Below are 16720 nucleotides of genomic sequence, written 5' to 3'. Positions count from 1 at the left end.
TAATGTATATTTATGCAATAGCTTTTTAAAAAAAGTTTATTAATACTTTAGTATTCATTAATAATGCTGGTGTAGAAGGACAAGTTGGACCACTTACAAGCGCTGATCCAAAACAAGTGGACTTTACATTAGATGTGAATATAAAAGGTACTATTTACGGTATTCAAGCAGATGGAAACCAAATGAAAAAGCAGGGTAATGGCGGTGTAAAATCATTAACGCTTGTGCTATTGCAGGACAACAAGGTTTTGAAATGTTGGGCGTTTATTCTGCAACCAAATTTGCAGTAAAAGGGCTAACACAAACTGCTGCAAAAGAACTTGCGAAAGATAAAATCACGGTTAACCCTTATTGCCCAGGGATTGTAGGAACTGTAATGTGGGAACGCTTGGATGAGAAGATGATGGAACATATGGGTACTAAAAAGGGAGAAGCATTCGCAAAATTCACTGAGGGTATTCCTTCTCAAACTCCTGAAGATGTAACAAATCTTGTTTCATTCCTAGCATCTCCCTCTTCTGATTATATTACTGGACAGAACATCCTAACCGATGGTGGAATGGTATTAATTAAGCAATTGAAAGTATTATCACATCCTAAGTGAAAGCTATTCACTTGGGATTTTTTTCAATTCTAACTATACAAAAACGAGCACTCCTAAGAATGCTCGTTCTCACTATTAATATGCTTTTGCCCAGATTACTAATTCTTTCGCTTCTTTGCCACAGCATACGCATGTTTCTGCAACTTGCTCTTGCTCAAACGGAATACAACGTGAAGTTGCAGTTGTTTCTTCTTTTATTTGTTCCTCACAAGCCAAATCACCACACCACATTGCTTTGATGAAGCCACCCTTTTCCTCAAGGTTTTGTTTGAACTCATCCATATTCTTAGCTGTTGATGTTTTTTCGTTGCGATGTTCAAGTGCCTCATTGAATAAATTCGACTGAATTTCTTCTAATAGTGCCGGTAGACGCGTCTCTAATTCACTAAGGGCTACAAATTCCTTCTCCCCTGTGTCACGGCGTACAAGGACAACTTGCTCCTTCTCAATGTCTTTTGGACCCATTTCAATTCGTACTGGAATACCTTTCATTTCGTATTCATTGAATTTCCATCCTGGCATCTTATCACTTGCATCAATATCAACACGGACAAGATTTTTCAACTGATCGCGAAGCTCGTATGCTTTATCCAATACGCCTTCTTTATGCTGGGCAATTGGTACGATCATTGCCTGTGTTGGCGCAATTTTTGGTGGAATTACCAATCCGCGATTATCACCATGTACCATGATTAATGCACCCATAATTCGAGTTGAGAGCCCCCAAGATGTTTGGTGTACAAATTGGCTTTCACCATTTTCATCTAAATACGTAATATCAAATGCTTCTGCAAAACCTGAACCAAAGTGATGGGATGTTCCAGATTGCAATGCTTTTCCATCGTGCATCAAGCTTTCGATTGTTAAGGTATATTTCGCACCTGCGAATTTTTCTTTATCGGTTTTACGACCTTTTATTACGGGAATTGCAAGATAGTTTTCGACAAGATCAACATATACTCCTAACATTTTATCTGTTTCAGCTGCTGCATCGGCATCTGTCGCATGTGCAGTATGACCTTCCTGCCAGTGGAACTCAGAAGAACGTAAGAATGGACGTGTTGTCTTTTCCCATCTTACAACGTTTGCCCATTGGTTATATAGCATTGGCAAGTCACGGTAAGAATGAATATTTTTTGAATAATAATCACAGAAAAGCACTTCTGATGTTGGACGAACTGCAATTCGCTCTGCTAATTCTTCATCTCCACCATGAGTTACCCAAGCAACCTCAGGCGCAAAACCAACGACATGGTCTTTCTCCTTTTGCAGCAGGCTCTCAGGAATAAATAATGGGAAAGCAACATTTGAATGCCCTGTTGCCTTTATTTGACGATCTAGTTCATCGCGAATATTTTCCCAGATTGCAAAACCATATGGCTTAATAATCATTGTTCCGCGAACTTGTCCATAATCAACTAATTCCGCTTGCTTCACAACATCGGTATACCATTGTGCGAAATCGTCTTCCATTGCCGTGATTTTCTCAACAAATTGCTTGTTCTTCTTACCCAAGCTAAACACCTCTTTATTTAAAATTATTGTAAACATTAGAAAACTGGACAGTCACCAAGCCTTTCGGTGACTGTCCTAGTTGCACTTATGTAGTAAGAAAGTTTTTTACTTTCTTAACAACCAAAAAATCCCCGCGTCCAAAAAAGGGACCGAGGCCTGGTGGTACCACCCTTGTTTGCAAAGGATGAACCCCTTGCACACTTCACTTGATAACGGTCATAAACCGCGCACATCTTATAGCAATTTTGCCTTTTCGATGGCGAACTCAGGAGCAGGTTCTAACTTATGTCTTTGGAAATTCCCAGCAACCATTTCCTCTCTTAGAAAGACAAATAAATCATACTAATCCCCATCAATGTTTCCTATATCATTCTTAATATATATGTATGCTTTTATAAAGTCAAGACCTACTAAATAATTGACTTGAAGCTCAACATGGCTTACCTTGTTTTAAAAAAAGAATAAGAAAAATTCCTAATCTTGCTTCTCAACTTGATAAATCTTTTCATACTTTGAAAAGTTCTCTTCCTCCTGCTTGGCGTAACCAACAAAAGTAAAACCTGCATCCTGATAAAATTTATTTAATACAGGATTATTTGCAATACAATCAAGTCTAACATACCCCTCCACTAACTTCAGATTACTATCCATCCAGCTTAATAGCATCCTTCCTATTTGCTGATGGCGATATCTAGGATTCACTGCGAGTCGATGGATATAATAGGCAGCATCATCCCGCTCCCCCCACAGTGTAATATCCCAGTCATTTTGCTTACTAGAGAAATTAAAAGTAGCAACCATTTTTCCGTTTGCTTCAGCAACATATGTCGTCCCTGCTAGAATCCCCTGTTCAATCTCTTTTGTATCTTCGCCTTGAAGCAAATACTCCCATTGCAAAACCCCTTTTTTCTGCAAGTTGCTAGCAGTATCCTGCAATAACCGTATAACAGATTCTGTGTCATTCTCTCCCGCTATTCTAACCGTATAATTATCAAATTCATATGTTCTGAACAATGATTCCTACCTCCTCCTATTGCTAAGTTGATTTTATATTAGATATAGGAAAATAATCAAATAACCTTTGAAAAAATTATGCACTGGAATTTTCATGCAATTTAAATATTTACTTCTCATTTTATTAGTGATATCATATGTTAAATAAATTTAACCGTATAAATTTTCTTAACAAAGAGAGGTAGATCTTATGAAACAAATTATGACAATCGAAACATATAATCAATTAAAGGCTATCGGTGACCCGCTACGTGCAGAGATGATGATGTATCTTTGTGAAGGTCCCTATACTGGGCAACAACTTTCAGAGACATTGGATATCCCAAGAGGAAAAATCCACTATCATCTAAAAGAACTTGAAAAAAACAACATCATCGAAATAGTAAAAAAAGAAGAAAAAAATGGCATCGTACAAAAGTTTTATCGTTCCGTTGCTAATGGCTTCACAATTTCCGAAGAACTGCTTCCATTCCATGAAGTTGACCAAACGACAAGACAAATCATTTACAGTATGATTGATCGCGCGAAAAAGAGGGTGCAAACAGCGCCAAAGGAAGCTTTTGAAAAGAAAAATAATAGCGAGAATCCAGAAGATTGGGGCTATATGTCAACAGCAATGGAAATTGAAGCTAGTGAAGCACAATTTAAACAATGGACTAATAAATATTTTGCATTAATGGATGAACTCGAAAAAATGGGTGAGGAAACTGAAGAAGAAAAAAATATCTATTATTTCTTTAATCTGGGCTTCCAAGTACAAGAATTTGCATTTAAAAAACGTGAGAAAAAAGATTCCTAAGCAATCTTAGAAAAGGGGAAAACAAATGGGGTTACTAAAAAATAAGAACTTTTTATTCTTACTTATAGGAAGAATCGTTACAAATATTGGAGACAGTATTTATTACATTGCAGCGATGTGGCTCGTATATAGTTTAGGTGGCAATGCTTTTTATTCCGGTTTAGCTGGTTTTTTAACTTTACTGCCTGTCTCCCTTCAATTTATTACAGGTCCATTCGTCGATCGCTGGCCCGTGAAACGAACGCTTATCATTACACAGGTTTTGCAAGCAATTCTAATATTAATCATTCCGATTACATACTACTTTGGTGTGCTAACTGTCCAAATCGTACTTATTGTTATGCCGATTGTAGCGTTTATTGAACAGTTTGCCTACCCATCCCAAACAAAAGCATTGCCACTTATTCTTCCAAAGAAGGATTTGTTAAAAGGGAATTCCTATTTTTCCTTTGCCTATCAAGGGATTGATTTAGTATTTAATGCAGCGGCTGGGATACTGGTAGCCTTTGTTGGAGCTGTTACATTATTTCTGGTTGACTCCGTTACGTTTGCTGTTGCAGCTATCCTTTTTACTCTATTAAAGATTCCACAGACTAAAGAAAAAACGCTCCTTCAAAACAAAGGATTAAAACAAGGGTTAAAAAAGTATTTTTTCGAACTAAGAGAGGGATTTTCAATTGTATTCGGCTCTCTTATGGCAACCTTTTTAATTGGCTCGATAGTAGCTAACTTTGCTATCGGTGGAGCAATGGCGATTCTTCCAGCATTTGCTGATCATCTGGGAGGGTCGGAAATATATGGATTTTACCTAGCAGCAATGTCTACTGGGGCACTGGTTGGCGCACTACTAGCAAATCAGATGGGGAAATTTCGTATAGGAACTTTTGTTATCCTCTCATTCCTGTTTTCATCTATTTGTTGGGTATTTTCCTCCATCGTACCGTGGACATTCCTTGGCGTACTATTATTCGGTATAGCTTGGATTCCAATCGGTGGAACAAATGTTATTTTTGCCGCTACTGTCCAAACAGTTGTTCCGAATCATATTCTTGGCCGAGTAAACACTGTATCAGCAAGTATGGGTACAATTGCAATGCCAATCGGTTCGTTAGCAGGTGGTTATTTGGCAAGTATTACTAACAGTACACTAATTTTTGCGTTAACAGGACTTGGCTTAGCGCTTCTATCCATCATTTGGTTCCTTCACCCAAGATTACGCGGCCTGCCAAAAGCCGAGGATTTATCACCTAAAGCATTCGGTTTAGATTTCGATGAGGAGTTAGCTGATCAATCGAATTAAGCTGATTATGCAGGAAATTCCTTTCAACTAATTGACACCAATATCGATTAGTTGATATAAAATGCAAGCTTATATAAGGTGATGAGCGCTCACAGACATACCGCATAGGAAATACAGCTCCATCGGAAGGGGCTTACTACCGATGGAGCTGAATATTATTGTAATTCATTCATCAATTGTTCTGTTGTAAGAATAGTAGCGAACTCTTCATTTAAAGTAGCTAGAGATATATTATGTATAGTCTCGGCGTCATAGTAGTTATTATTTTGGCCGTTTAAACCGAACGCTGCTGTTGCATCTGAAATAAGGTATGTATTAAAGCCTAAATTTCCACTCATTCTTGTAGTAGTAGATACACAATGGGGAGTAGTCAATCCAGTTATTACTACTGTTGTAATACCATTTGATTTTAAAAATGCTTCTAAATTTGTACCAATAAAACTACTATTTACTTTCTTTGTGATAACTGTTTCTCCTTTAATAGGTTTAACCAATTCTTTTATCGTAAATCCTTCATTTCTTGGATGAAAAAAAGAATCAGGATTATCCGACTTATGTTGAATATGCACTACTTGCCAGCCCTTCTCTCTCCACATCGTTAGGATCCTGCTAATGTTTTCTTCTGCCATTAAATTGTTTCTTTCTCCCCATTCCTTATCATCAAATGCTTTTTGTACATCAATTATTAGTAAAGCTTTATTTTTATTATCTATGATAATTCCCCCATTAATTGCTGTTCAGTACATGGTCAATGTTACTCAGCTAAATCTAATTCATAATGATAGAATTGAGAATCCCGTTCGTACCCACTTTTTTCATATAATTTTTGAGCAGAATAATTATCTGGTGCAGTACTCAAACTAAGACTTATAGCTCCTGTTTCAATTGCGTAGTCCCTTGCTTTATGTAAGAGCATTTCTGCTACCCCTTGTTTTCTTGCTTTTGCATCAACATATAAGTCATTTAATATCCAAGCTCTTTTCATAGATATAGATGAAAATGTAGGATAAAGTTGCGTAAAGCCGATATAACATTGTTTGTCTTTAACAACAAATATAACAGACTCTTTGCTTTCTATACGCTTTTTAATGTAAGTCATAGCACCTTCTAAATCCGATTCTTGTTGATAAAACATTCGATACAAATTAAATAAATGTGATACTCCTTCTAAATCTTCAACTGTAGCTTGAGATATTTCCATCATTTTTCCCCCCACTAATAACTTCATTTATAAAATAATTTTATTATACACTAAATTCTGGACTTTTTATCTTAAACTAACGACATTAGTTTATCTCTTGCGAATTAGTAGTTTATTGAGAGACTTTCTATACTCCTAAAAAACAAACACGCTATTTCAAATTTGAAATAGCGTGTATTGATACCAAATATTTAAATTTTATCTAACCTCAGCACCCAAAGTATTTGTAAAATGACCTAATGCCCAGTCATGTCCCGCTTGATTAAAGCTTGCAACAGCATCTTTATGAACAACAATCTTAAATCCTTTGTTATAGGCATCTACTGCAGTATGGAGAACACAAATATCTGTGCACACACCGATGATATGAATTTCATTAATCCCTCGTTCACGGAGTTTAATTTCCAGGTCAGTTCCAGCAAATGCACTGTAACGTGTTTTATCGTAATAATAAACATTTTCTCTGTTCTTATTTTCCTCATAAACATCCGCTAATTTTCCATATAATTCTCTTCCCGGTGTATCTGCGATATTATGCGGAGGAAATAGTGCTGTTTCCGGATGCTGCTTATCCCCTTCATAATGAATATCGATTGCAAACGCAACATAATCTCCCGCTTCAATAAATTCTTTTGTTAATGCAACAACTTTGTCCTCAATTTCTTGACCTGGTTTACCTGCTGTAAGTGCACCATTTTCTGCTACAAAATCATAAGTGTAATCAACATTAACCAATGCACGTTTACTCATTATGTTCTCCCCCATTTACAATTATTTGATGTGCTTCTCCATATTTTCGTTCTGCTGCATGATAAGTTGGACCAACGATCTCTGTATATGAAAATCCATGCTCAATTGCAGTTGTAACAAAGCTTTTTGCAAGGCGCACTGCCTCCTGTACTGGTAGACCCTTTGTTAGAAAAGCGGCAATCGCTGCAGAATAAGTACAGCCTGCACCACTAGTATTAACCGTATCGATCCGTGGCGCTTCATATGTAATCAGTTGTTTGCCATCATACAGAACATCAACTGCCGGTCCCTCTAGTCTGCCGCCTTTTACTAACACAATTTTTGCACCAAGTGAATACAAATCGACTGCAGCTTGTTTTAACTCATCGACACTCTGAATTTCTCGGTCTCCAAGTAGTACAGACGCTTCTGGTACGTTTGGTGTAATTATCGTTGCCAATGGTATAAGCACACTTTTTAACGCTTCGATTGCATCATCCTTCAACAACTTAGAATTCATCTTCCCAATCATGACCGGATCGACAACAATCGTTTTAATTGAAGCATGCTCAATTAAGTTTGCAACCGTTTCAATAACTTCCTTGGAAAATAACATTCCAGTTTTCAGTCCATCAGCACCGACTTGATTTATCGCAGTTGCAAACTGTGCTTCGATTGCCTCGACGGTTTGGATATGAACATTTTTATTTGTTTCTGGATGTCTTCCAACAATTGCAGTAACAACACTCATGCCATATACATCTAATTCCTGAAATGTTTTTAAATCCGCCTGGATCCCCGCACTGCCCCCAGCAGCAGAACCCGCAATCGTAATAACACGTGATGGATAATTCATATTTGATATCCCTTTCTTTTAGTAACATGTTTAATATTTAAAAATAGTATTCTTAGAGATTAGAGGTGTGCTATACTCGTCCCACGAAAAAGTCTGTTACTTTATTAACCATACGGTAACAGCCTTAGCAGTGAAAAAACTCTTATTTACCATGTGATGGACGATAACTTCGTAGTTTATGTAAAATGCAAAGTATACCCACAATCCCAGCGGAGGAAATACACGGAGACTCCTCGAAAATAAAGTTCCATTTTCTTCGTGCGATGTAACGCTGCCGAAGCTTTCCTTGTCCTGCGGGAGGAAAGGCCTCGGTGAGACTCTGAAGTGCGGAAGCACGAAGAGGCTCACCAGCCGCCCGCGGAAAGCGCAGTGTATTTCCGGAACAATAATCCCGTGAGCACTCCTCTCCCCAGGCTTTTCGCATTATCTAGAAAGGAACTAATTATACGAAATAAGCCACTTTAAAATAATACTACGACAAAAAACCAAATAATCATAATAACTTGAATAACAAATTTCGCTATCGTACCGCCTAAGAAGCCAAACAATGAGCCAATCGATGCTTTAAATGCATCCATTAAAGTTCGTTGCTGCAGCATTTCAATAATAAATACAACGACAAAAGGCACAATAATAATACCAAATGGTGGAATAATGAACGAACCAATGATTACAGCAATTGCTGCACCCCGCTCTCCCCATTTACTTCCACCGTACTTCTTTACAAAGTAACTATTGGCAATAATATCAGCGACAAATAGAGCTACAGTAAATAACCCCATCGCAATCCAGAAGATTAAATTAAGCTCATCGGCATTAATGAAAAATTGATAGAGCAAGAACCCAACCCATAATACAAGTACCCCTGGAATAATAGGATAAATTAATCCCACGAAACTTAAAATAAATAATGCTGCAATGACAATCCAAATTAGAATATCTACCATCATTTCCTCCAATCATCAAACTATTAGCAAACCTTCTTATCTGCCTAGGATACTTTTTTCTTAAACATACTGGATAACTTCGTCTCTTCCTTATTAAATATCCGTTTATAATTTTCTATATGTTTCATAACACTTAATATTGATAATAACACGACGATGATTGCTGGTTCCATTCCGAAGAATATATAGGTTGTAACCAAAAAGGAAAGATACATGAATAAGACACCAACTACTAAATAATCAGTCGTAAACGTAAACAGAAGTAAAATCCCAATGCCAATTACTGCAACCTTCCAATCGATTGCAAGTAATGCACCAACGAGTGATGCCGTTCCTTTCCCACCACTGAATCTCATTGTAATGGGATAATTATGACCAATAATAACAAATAATGCCGTTATATAAACGAATAATGTTTGACTTTCACCGACAATGCCATTTTCATTTAAAATAAATAATACCAGTAAGATTGCTATTGTCGCTTTGAAAATATCGATAAAAGCAACTAAAATGCCATACTTCCACCCAAGTAAAATTGTCGTATTCGATGCACCAGCATTTTTGACGCCTGCATTTTTTATATCAACCTTCTTATATTTCCCCACCAATTGAGAACCATGAATGCAGCCAAATAGATACCCAATTAGACTAGCGATCACATAATACATACTGCCCCTCCTCTTCTTTACACATTCGTAATATCCTCAAAGTCTATTTGTCTGTCACATATTTTATTTAGAAGCTGCACGTCATGACTAATTACAAGTACCCCTACACTTCTCATTTTTGCAAGCTTTACGATTGTTTTCCAAAGCCTTGCTTGTGTAATTGCATCTAGCATTGTTGTGATTTCATCAGCAATAATGTACTTTACATTCAGATGTAATGCACGTGCAACACAGAATCGTTGTAATTCACCACCAGATAACTCGCTAGGATAACGTGAGAACCATTCCTGTTTGATTCCTAATTCTGCAAGAAGCTCATTGTCTAACATTCCGCACTCCGCAAGCACCTTCTTCATTTGCCATCTTGGATTTATTGCCTTCTCTGGATGCTGCCAGATGAGTTGAACAGGATTCATTCCTGAATGCTTTCCTTTCTTTCTATCTACCAATACATTTCCTGTTTCTGCTTTTATATACCCAGCAATAATCTGTGCCATTGTTGTTTTTCCCGAACCACTATAGCCATGTATGCCAACTACCTCGCCGGGATTAACAACTAAATGTAGATTTTTAAAAAGATAGGGACCCTTTTTATAACGAAAGGTTATGCCATCAATTTCTAATCGTTCTGCCGACGATTTCGTATTTGCCTCGATTTCCTCTGGTAGATCATTCCCCCAGAAATCATTTTGCGGTAATGCATTCCATAATGCTTTTGTGAAGGGATGCTTTAACTTGTCACCATGTCCTGAAAAGTCTGCCACATCCGCAATTTCAACTGTTTCTCCTTGATTAAAAACAACAACCTTATCCGCAATTTTTACTGCCGTATCAATATCATGTGTAATAAACATAACACCTTTTCCAGCTGCTGCAAGCTGCTTGATTATTGCTACCGTTTCATTTAGTGCTTTCGGATCTAACCCTGGTGTTGGCTCATCAGCAATAATCAAATCTGCCCCACTAACCATCGCCACTGCTGCAAGAACACGTCTTGCCATACCTCCTGATAGTTCAAATGGATATTTCTTTCCCGTTTCAATCGGCAATCCTACATCAAGAAAAATATTCTCCTGGATTTCCTGCCTATTTCCTTCACGTATCACAGCTTGCACTTGCTTCGCTGTCTCCATTAGAGGATCAAGTGCATTTACAGATTGGGGAATTAGCGCAATTTCCTTTCCACGAATTTGTTTCTGTTTTTCGCTAGTAAGTGGAATTCCTTTATAATTAAGTTCCCCATGTTGAATGGTATTAGCGGGGAGAATACCGAGGATTGCATTTGCAAGCAGACTTTTCCCCGAGCCGCTTGCACCAACAATTGCAATAATTTCCCCTTCACGAATACACATATTTAAATTACGTACGACTTGCAATTTGGTTTCATGTAGTCCTTTTTTATATTGACGAAAGGAGAGGGAAAAGTCCTTCACTTCTAATAATGGCTTACTGCTTCTTTTTTTTTCCATACGCTAACCCCTTCTCACCCTTTCTGTCCGTGAAATGGATCTATTAATTTCCGTATATTTTTCCCTAGTATATCAAAGATGCCAACCATAATTAATAGCGAAAACCCTGGGAAGAATGCAAGCCACCACATGCCAGTTGACAGATAACGCATTGATTCTGATAAAATAATCCCAATTGCTGGCTGTTCTGTTGATAACCCGAACCCAAGAAATGTAATGGCTGCCTCATGTAAAATCGCATGTGGGAATAATAGTACCATGCCAACAAATAATTGGGGCAATAAATGCGGAATTAAATGATGCCTTGCAATCCACCATCTGCTTTTTCCTAGTCGCCTTGAGATTCCTACATATTCTGCTGACTTTATTTGCAGCATTTCTCCTCTTAATAATCTTGTCAGACTTGGCCAATGTGTAAGCGAAAGTCCTATTACAACGCCTGTAAACCCGCCACCAACAGCAAATGAGATTAAGATTAGCAATACAAGGTGCGGAACACTCAAAAAGAGATCAATTAGCCATGTAACGAGTGCATCCATTCTTTTATTCCATGAGGCTAATAAACCTAAGACTAGTGCAATTAACGAGCTCAGAAATGCAGCAAGTAATCCCACTCCGAGGCTGATTGTAAGTCCCTTCAAAGTACGTGCAAGCATGTCACGTCCTAACCAATCTGTACCAAATAGATGTGCTAGAGATGGTGCACTATTTTTCATATCCAACTGAATCGAAAGTTTTTCATTACCGATTAGCAAGCCACTGACAATGATCGCAGCTAGAAGTAGGATTGCTAGAATAATTTTTGTTATCGTTCGTTGTCTAAGATTTAATTTCTCTGTTATCCCCTTCATTAGAAATCCCTCCTTCTAATGCGTGGATCAACCAGTTTATAGAGGGTATCAGCTATTAAATTTCCTATAAATACGAAAATCGTCATGAATAAAACAATTCCTAACAACAGTGGGATATCTCCACCTAATCCAGCCTGCACTACTGCTTGACCTAGACCAGGATAGGAAAAGACTTGTTCTGCTAATACCGCTCCCCCAAAAAGCTCACCGAAAGAGGCAAAATGCAGCGAAATTGCAGGTAATGCTATATTACGTACTCCATGGCGCCTGAACAATATAAATCCATGCTCTCCTTTAGCATTTGCATAACGGACATAATCGCTTTCAAGCACCTCAATTAGCTTTTGCCTCGTATGTAAGGCAACGTTTGCCACACTAACAATACTCAATGTTAGTGCAGGTAAAAATAAATGTCGCAGGCGCTCAAATATAGAAACGTCTCCTGCTAATACGCCCGCTGGTGTTCCTAGTCCAATTGGAAACCAGCCTAAGCTAACAGAAAAAATCGTCACTAATAATAGTCCTAACCAAAACGCAGGTGTTGATGCGAGGGTATAACAATAACCCTTGATGATTCTATCAATCCATGTTCCCTCTTTCATACCAGCGATACTGCCAATTATAAAACCAAAAAGGCCTGAGAACACCCAGGCCAATCCCATTAATGCTAATGAAGCCAGGAATCTTTCGGCTATAATAGCAGCTACCGGACTACGATATAACAAGGATGTACCTAAATCCCCCTGCAATAAATGACTTCCCCAATTCAGAAACTGCTGTACTTTCGACTCATTCAAGCCCCAATATTCCGCGATATTCTCTCGTTGTTCCGGGCTTACTCTTGTCATATCTGCACCTATATAGGACCTAATAGGATCTATCGGAGAAAGACTAATCAGCGTGAAGGATAGAATGCTAACTGCTACTAATAATGTTATTAATTTCCCAAATTTTTTAAGAATGTATAATGCAAGTTGTTGATAGTACAATTTCTATCTCCTTTCTCACAGCTTTAATCCTGATCCCAAATTTATAATTAGGAGGACATAAAAGTCCTCCATAAATAAATTTTATTAATTGTTACTCTTTCCAATGCCACTGCTCAATAATATCAGTAACTGGCCAGCCATGCCCATGTGGCTGTATCTTCTGTTCACCAATTTCTAAGTCTTCATTCACAAAATATAAATGTTGGATATTTACGAGCCATGCCCACGGGGCGTCACCCTGTGCTGAGAAGCCTGTTTCTCCGTCCCACTGCGCTTTTTGCCAGTAGCTTTTTGCCTCTTCTTCTGTTGTCGCATGCAATGCTTGATTCATATATTCATCGACAACATCATTTGCATAGTAGTTGGCATTATAATAGCCAATTCCTCTTGTTCCACTGCTATATAAATTAAACATTTCGATTGGATCATGACTTCCCCAGCCCATCATCACTGGGTTCGAGTACATTAGATTTTCTAATTCATTCCAGCTTTTCCCTTCTGTACTGACATCAATCCCAAGCGGTTTCATCATATCGGCAAAAAGAATGGATAGGGATTGGCGGATTTGATCACCCGCTGGATACAATAAGGTGAATTCTGCTGCTAATCCGTCTTTTTCCCTAATACCATTTTCATTTTCTTTCCAGCCGGCTTCATCTAATAATTGCTTTGCCTGCTCCACATTATTATCCTCTATCACTGTATGAGGATTCCACCATGGAAGATTGTCAGCAACAGAGTATGCTGGTGTTCCAAATCCTTCGACTACACCATCAACAAACGCCTGACGATCAACGCCAACATTTATTGCTTTTCGGATTGCTATATCCGCCGTTACATCATTTCCGATTGGTGCTCCTGTATCTGTCACTTCACCTGCAGGGACATATGGGAACATAACGCCACGATTATCAACGGTATCCAATTTAACTAACTCCATACCTTCAACTTCTTCTTTAGCGAAGGTTGGCGGTACAGATACGACATCAACTTCTCCTGCTTTAGCAGCCGCAAAAGCAGCATCTTCAGCTAAAAATAAAAATGTTAGCTTACTAAAAGATGGCTTTTCTCCATAATAATAAGGATTTTCCTCAACAATAATTTGTTGTCCTTTATCCCATTGTACGAGTGTAAATGGTCCAGAGCCAATCGGGTTTTCATTGTAAGTATCGTCATAAGCATGTTCAGGTACAATTCCAGTTGATACAAGTAAATAAATAAAAGTAGATGCTGGTTCAACCAATGTAAATTGCACGGTATGATTATCCATACTTTCAACTTTTTCCAAATTGCTTAAGTCAATAACCGAGCCACTAGTTTTAGCGGTTTCAAATGTAAATACAACGTCATCAGCAGTAAGAGATTCCCCGTCGGAGAACTTCACATCATCACGAAGTCCTACTGTCCATGTTTTACCGTCTTCACTTACATTGTAATCAGTTGCTAGATCATTCTCGATATTAAAATCTTTGTCATACTTTAGTAATGTACTTTGAAACAGTGGTGAACCGTATCGTCCCCACCCTGTTGTTGGGTCAAATCCATCTTCTGGTTCCCCACCAATCGCTAGAATCAATTCATCTTTTACCTGTTGTCTATCTTGTTGCCCTACGTTTCCTTTAGCAGAACAAGCACTTAATATAAGAATTGAAAGAACTAATGTTACTGTAATGAAAAGTAAACTTTTATTCATATGATAATTCTCCTATTAGATTTTTTAGTTATGGATTACTTATATATTTAGCCGCTTACCTCGTTTGACTCTCAGTACAAATCACTACTCCACATTCTATCATCAATTCTCAAGAAACATGTGTCTTTCTTTGAATAAATTGGCTGTTTTTTAAGTTTTAGCTATCAGTCATATTGCAATTTATAAGTAAGAATATTTTTCAAAATATTTTCCATGTTACATAACCTTTTCTATTGTATTTTTGTTAAATGTAAATATACGTATCTTTCCGATTTGCAATGACTAGCTAAATTAGATTGAGGATTACATATTAAAACTTTCTATCTCGTTTTAATAGTTTGTTTATTAAACAAACTATTAATTTATCTTAATTGCAACCGCTTTATTAGTCAAGTTTTTTTAAGCATCTTCCTTCCTTTGTCAAGAATTCCAGAAAGCGATGCAGTTTGAAATCTGATATAATAGATATATAGCTACATGAAGGAGAAATTTTGTACGTGAAGAAATTCAGCAAATTGATCATAACTTGGGGACTCATCTTCCTCTTTCTTATTATTCTTGGATTCTTCTATAATCGATCAATTGATAATAATTATTTATATTTAGGAGAAGACGCCCCACAACCAACACAGCTCCACCCACTAGTGGAGGAAAAGAAAAATTTATTGCTGCAGCAAGCTACAGATTTAAATATCAATCTCGTAATTACTGATGAAATCCGTACATTCGAAGAACAGAATGCATTATATGAACGTGGAAGAACCACACAAGGTAATATCGTTACAAACGCAAGAGCTGGGGAAACCTATCATAATTATGGATTAGCAATCGACTATGCACTAATAAATGAAGCTGGCGATTATATTTGGGATACAACATTTGATGGAAATAATAATGGCGAATCCGATTGGTTCGAAGTTGCCGACCTTGCGAAGGATTTAGGCTTCGAATGGGGTGGAGATTGGTCAGGTTTCAAAGATTATCCACATCTGCAAATGACCTTTGGACTAAGTATTCGCCAGTTACAAGATGGAATGCGTCCAGCTACTGAAGTAATAGATATCAACGGATAAAGTTAACGTTGTAAAATTAGGAGGAATATTATGGAAATAAAAGGCGTCCACCACGTATCTGCAATTACTGCAAATGCAAAGAAAAACTTCCATTTTTATACAGAAGTGCTCGGGATGAGGCTTGTTAAGAAGACTGTCAATCAGGATGATACCTCAATGTATCATCTATTCTATGCAGATGAGGTTGGTAATCCCGGCACCGATTTCACCTTCTTTGAAATACCAAATGCCGGGCATACATATCCAGGAACAAGCAGTATCTCTGGAACATCACTGCGTGTGCCAGATAATACTGCTTTAAAATATTGGCAGGAACGATTAACAGAATTCAATGTTGACCACGATGGGATTATGAGGCAAGGAGAGCGTAATATCATCAACTTCCGCGATCCTGAAGGACAGCGTTTAACATTAGTTTCAGATGAAACCAATCAAGGTGTTTCTGGTGGTAAGGTCTGGGAGCATAGCAGTGTCCCAGCTGATAAGGGTATTATTGGCCTTGGTCCAACGAAACTAACAGTTAGAAAGCCTGATGCAACCATCCGCATCTTAACGGAGCTCCTTACCTTTAAACAGACCGGCAGCTATCCGAATTCTGTTTCAGGTCAAGCAGATATACTTATATTCTCTACAGGTGAAGGTGGAACAGGTGCAGAGATACATTTAGAAGTGCGCGATGATTTACCTCAAGAACGTCCAGGAAGAGGTAGTGTCCACCACGTGGCGTTACGCGTAGATAATAATGATGAACTAATAAAATGGAAAAACCGCCTAGAAGAAATCCAGCTTCCAAACTCAGGATTAGTGGAACGTTTTTACTTTAAATCGGTATACTTTAGAGATGCAAACGGCATTTTATTTGAGCTTGCAACAGATGGTCCAGGATTTTCAGTGGATGAAGATGTCGAACATTTAGGTGAAGCATTAGCACTTCCACCCTATCTTGAAAACCAACGCTCGAAGATTGAAGCGAAAGTTTCTCCATTATATACAAACAGATCGCACTAATAGT

18 protein-coding genes and 1 other annotated feature are annotated in these 16720 nt (G+C 37.9%); of the genes, 6 read left to right on the top strand and 12 right to left on the bottom strand.

The genetic code is table 11. From position 1 onward, the window contains the following. The first annotated feature begins 38 nt into the window (after window positions 1-38). A complete protein-coding gene (locus CUC15_RS20360) occupies window positions 39-290 on the top strand; it encodes an SDR family NAD(P)-dependent oxidoreductase (protein WP_341457208.1) in 252 nt (83 codons plus the stop codon). After that, window positions 254-604: an SDR family oxidoreductase gene (locus tag CUC15_RS20355; protein ID WP_242985933.1), complete on the top strand. Its 351-nt coding sequence runs from the start codon at window positions 254-256 to the stop codon at window positions 602-604. The genes CUC15_RS20360 and CUC15_RS20355 overlap by 37 nt, the downstream gene beginning before the upstream one ends. 75 nt (window positions 605-679) lie before the next feature. On the opposite strand, the gene proS is transcribed toward CUC15_RS20355, so the two are convergent. Further along, on the bottom strand, window positions 680-2119 hold the full coding sequence (gene proS / locus CUC15_RS02880) for a proline--tRNA ligase (protein ID WP_114915282.1): 1440 nt from the start codon (window positions 2117-2119) through the stop codon (window positions 680-682). A gap of 141 nt (window positions 2120-2260) precedes the next feature. Further along, window positions 2261-2484 (bottom strand) — a binding site (T-box leader). A gap of 109 nt (window positions 2485-2593) precedes the next feature. After that, window positions 2594-3133: a GNAT family N-acetyltransferase gene (locus tag CUC15_RS02875; RefSeq protein ID WP_114915281.1), complete on the bottom strand. Its 540-nt coding sequence runs from the start codon at window positions 3131-3133 to the stop codon at window positions 2594-2596. Window positions 3134-3323: 190 nt separating this feature from the next. On the opposite strand from CUC15_RS02875, the gene CUC15_RS02870 reads away from it, so the two are divergent. After that, complete coding sequence (locus CUC15_RS02870; RefSeq protein ID WP_114915280.1) at window positions 3324-3932, top strand: ArsR/SmtB family transcription factor; 609 nt, start codon at window positions 3324-3326, stop codon at window positions 3930-3932. Window positions 3933-3957: 25 nt separating this feature from the next. Further along, window positions 3958-5232, top strand: coding sequence for an MFS transporter (locus CUC15_RS02865; protein ID WP_114915279.1), 1275 nt, complete (start codon window positions 3958-3960; stop codon window positions 5230-5232). A gap of 155 nt (window positions 5233-5387) precedes the next feature. Here the strand turns inward: CUC15_RS02865 and CUC15_RS02860 are convergent, their stop codons facing one another. From CUC15_RS02860 to CUC15_RS02815, 10 genes are all read right to left on the bottom strand, one after another. Beyond that, window positions 5388-5945, bottom strand: a complete 558-nt coding sequence (locus CUC15_RS02860) for a cysteine hydrolase family protein (protein ID WP_114915278.1) — start codon at window positions 5943-5945, stop codon at window positions 5388-5390. A 41-nt stretch (window positions 5946-5986) separates the two neighbouring features. Next, entirely contained in the window at window positions 5987-6433 is a 447-nt protein-coding gene (locus tag CUC15_RS02855; protein WP_114915277.1) for a GNAT family N-acetyltransferase, read from the bottom strand. Between the two features lie 198 nt (window positions 6434-6631). Further along, complete coding sequence (locus tag CUC15_RS02850) at window positions 6632-7183, bottom strand: cysteine hydrolase family protein (RefSeq protein ID WP_114915276.1); 552 nt, start codon at window positions 7181-7183, stop codon at window positions 6632-6634. Beyond that, window positions 7176-8018, bottom strand: a complete 843-nt coding sequence (gene thiD / locus CUC15_RS02845) for a bifunctional hydroxymethylpyrimidine kinase/phosphomethylpyrimidine kinase (RefSeq protein WP_114915275.1) — start codon at window positions 8016-8018, stop codon at window positions 7176-7178. The genes CUC15_RS02850 and thiD overlap by 8 nt, the downstream gene beginning before the upstream one ends. Before the next feature lie 461 nt (window positions 8019-8479). Next, complete coding sequence (locus CUC15_RS02840) at window positions 8480-8965, bottom strand: DUF456 domain-containing protein (protein ID WP_114915274.1); 486 nt, start codon at window positions 8963-8965, stop codon at window positions 8480-8482. Window positions 8966-9009: 44 nt separating this feature from the next. Further along, window positions 9010-9633 (bottom strand): glycerol-3-phosphate acyltransferase, encoded by a 624-nt coding sequence (locus CUC15_RS02835; RefSeq protein WP_114915273.1) that lies wholly within the window; start codon window positions 9631-9633, stop codon window positions 9010-9012. A 17-nt stretch (window positions 9634-9650) separates the two neighbouring features. After that, complete coding sequence (locus tag CUC15_RS02830; RefSeq protein WP_114915272.1) at window positions 9651-11102, bottom strand: ABC transporter ATP-binding protein; 1452 nt, start codon at window positions 11100-11102, stop codon at window positions 9651-9653. A 14-nt stretch (window positions 11103-11116) separates the two neighbouring features. Beyond that, on the bottom strand, window positions 11117-11953 hold the full coding sequence (locus CUC15_RS02825; RefSeq protein WP_114915271.1) for an ABC transporter permease: 837 nt from the start codon (window positions 11951-11953) through the stop codon (window positions 11117-11119). Next, window positions 11953-12942 (bottom strand): ABC transporter permease, encoded by a 990-nt coding sequence (locus CUC15_RS02820; protein WP_114915270.1) that lies wholly within the window; start codon window positions 12940-12942, stop codon window positions 11953-11955. The genes CUC15_RS02825 and CUC15_RS02820 overlap by 1 nt, the downstream gene beginning before the upstream one ends. 91 nt (window positions 12943-13033) lie before the next feature. Next, complete coding sequence (locus CUC15_RS02815; protein ID WP_114915269.1) at window positions 13034-14635, bottom strand: ABC transporter substrate-binding protein; 1602 nt, start codon at window positions 14633-14635, stop codon at window positions 13034-13036. 497 nt (window positions 14636-15132) lie between these two features. Between CUC15_RS02815 and CUC15_RS02810 the strand changes: the two genes are divergently transcribed. After that, complete coding sequence (locus CUC15_RS02810) at window positions 15133-15708, top strand: M15 family metallopeptidase (protein ID WP_114915268.1); 576 nt, start codon at window positions 15133-15135, stop codon at window positions 15706-15708. A gap of 30 nt (window positions 15709-15738) precedes the next feature. Continuing rightward, window positions 15739-16716, top strand: coding sequence for a ring-cleaving dioxygenase (locus CUC15_RS02805; RefSeq protein WP_114915267.1), 978 nt, complete (start codon window positions 15739-15741; stop codon window positions 16714-16716). Window positions 16717-16720: the final 4 nt, after the last annotated feature.

Origin of the sequence: Oceanobacillus zhaokaii, assembly GCF_003352005.1 — a bacterium.
GTDB lineage: Bacteria > Bacillota > Bacilli > Bacillales > Amphibacillaceae > Oceanobacillus > Oceanobacillus zhaokaii.
Note: the sequence above shows the minus strand (reverse complement) of the source record. Positions and strands in the feature narration are given on the sequence as shown.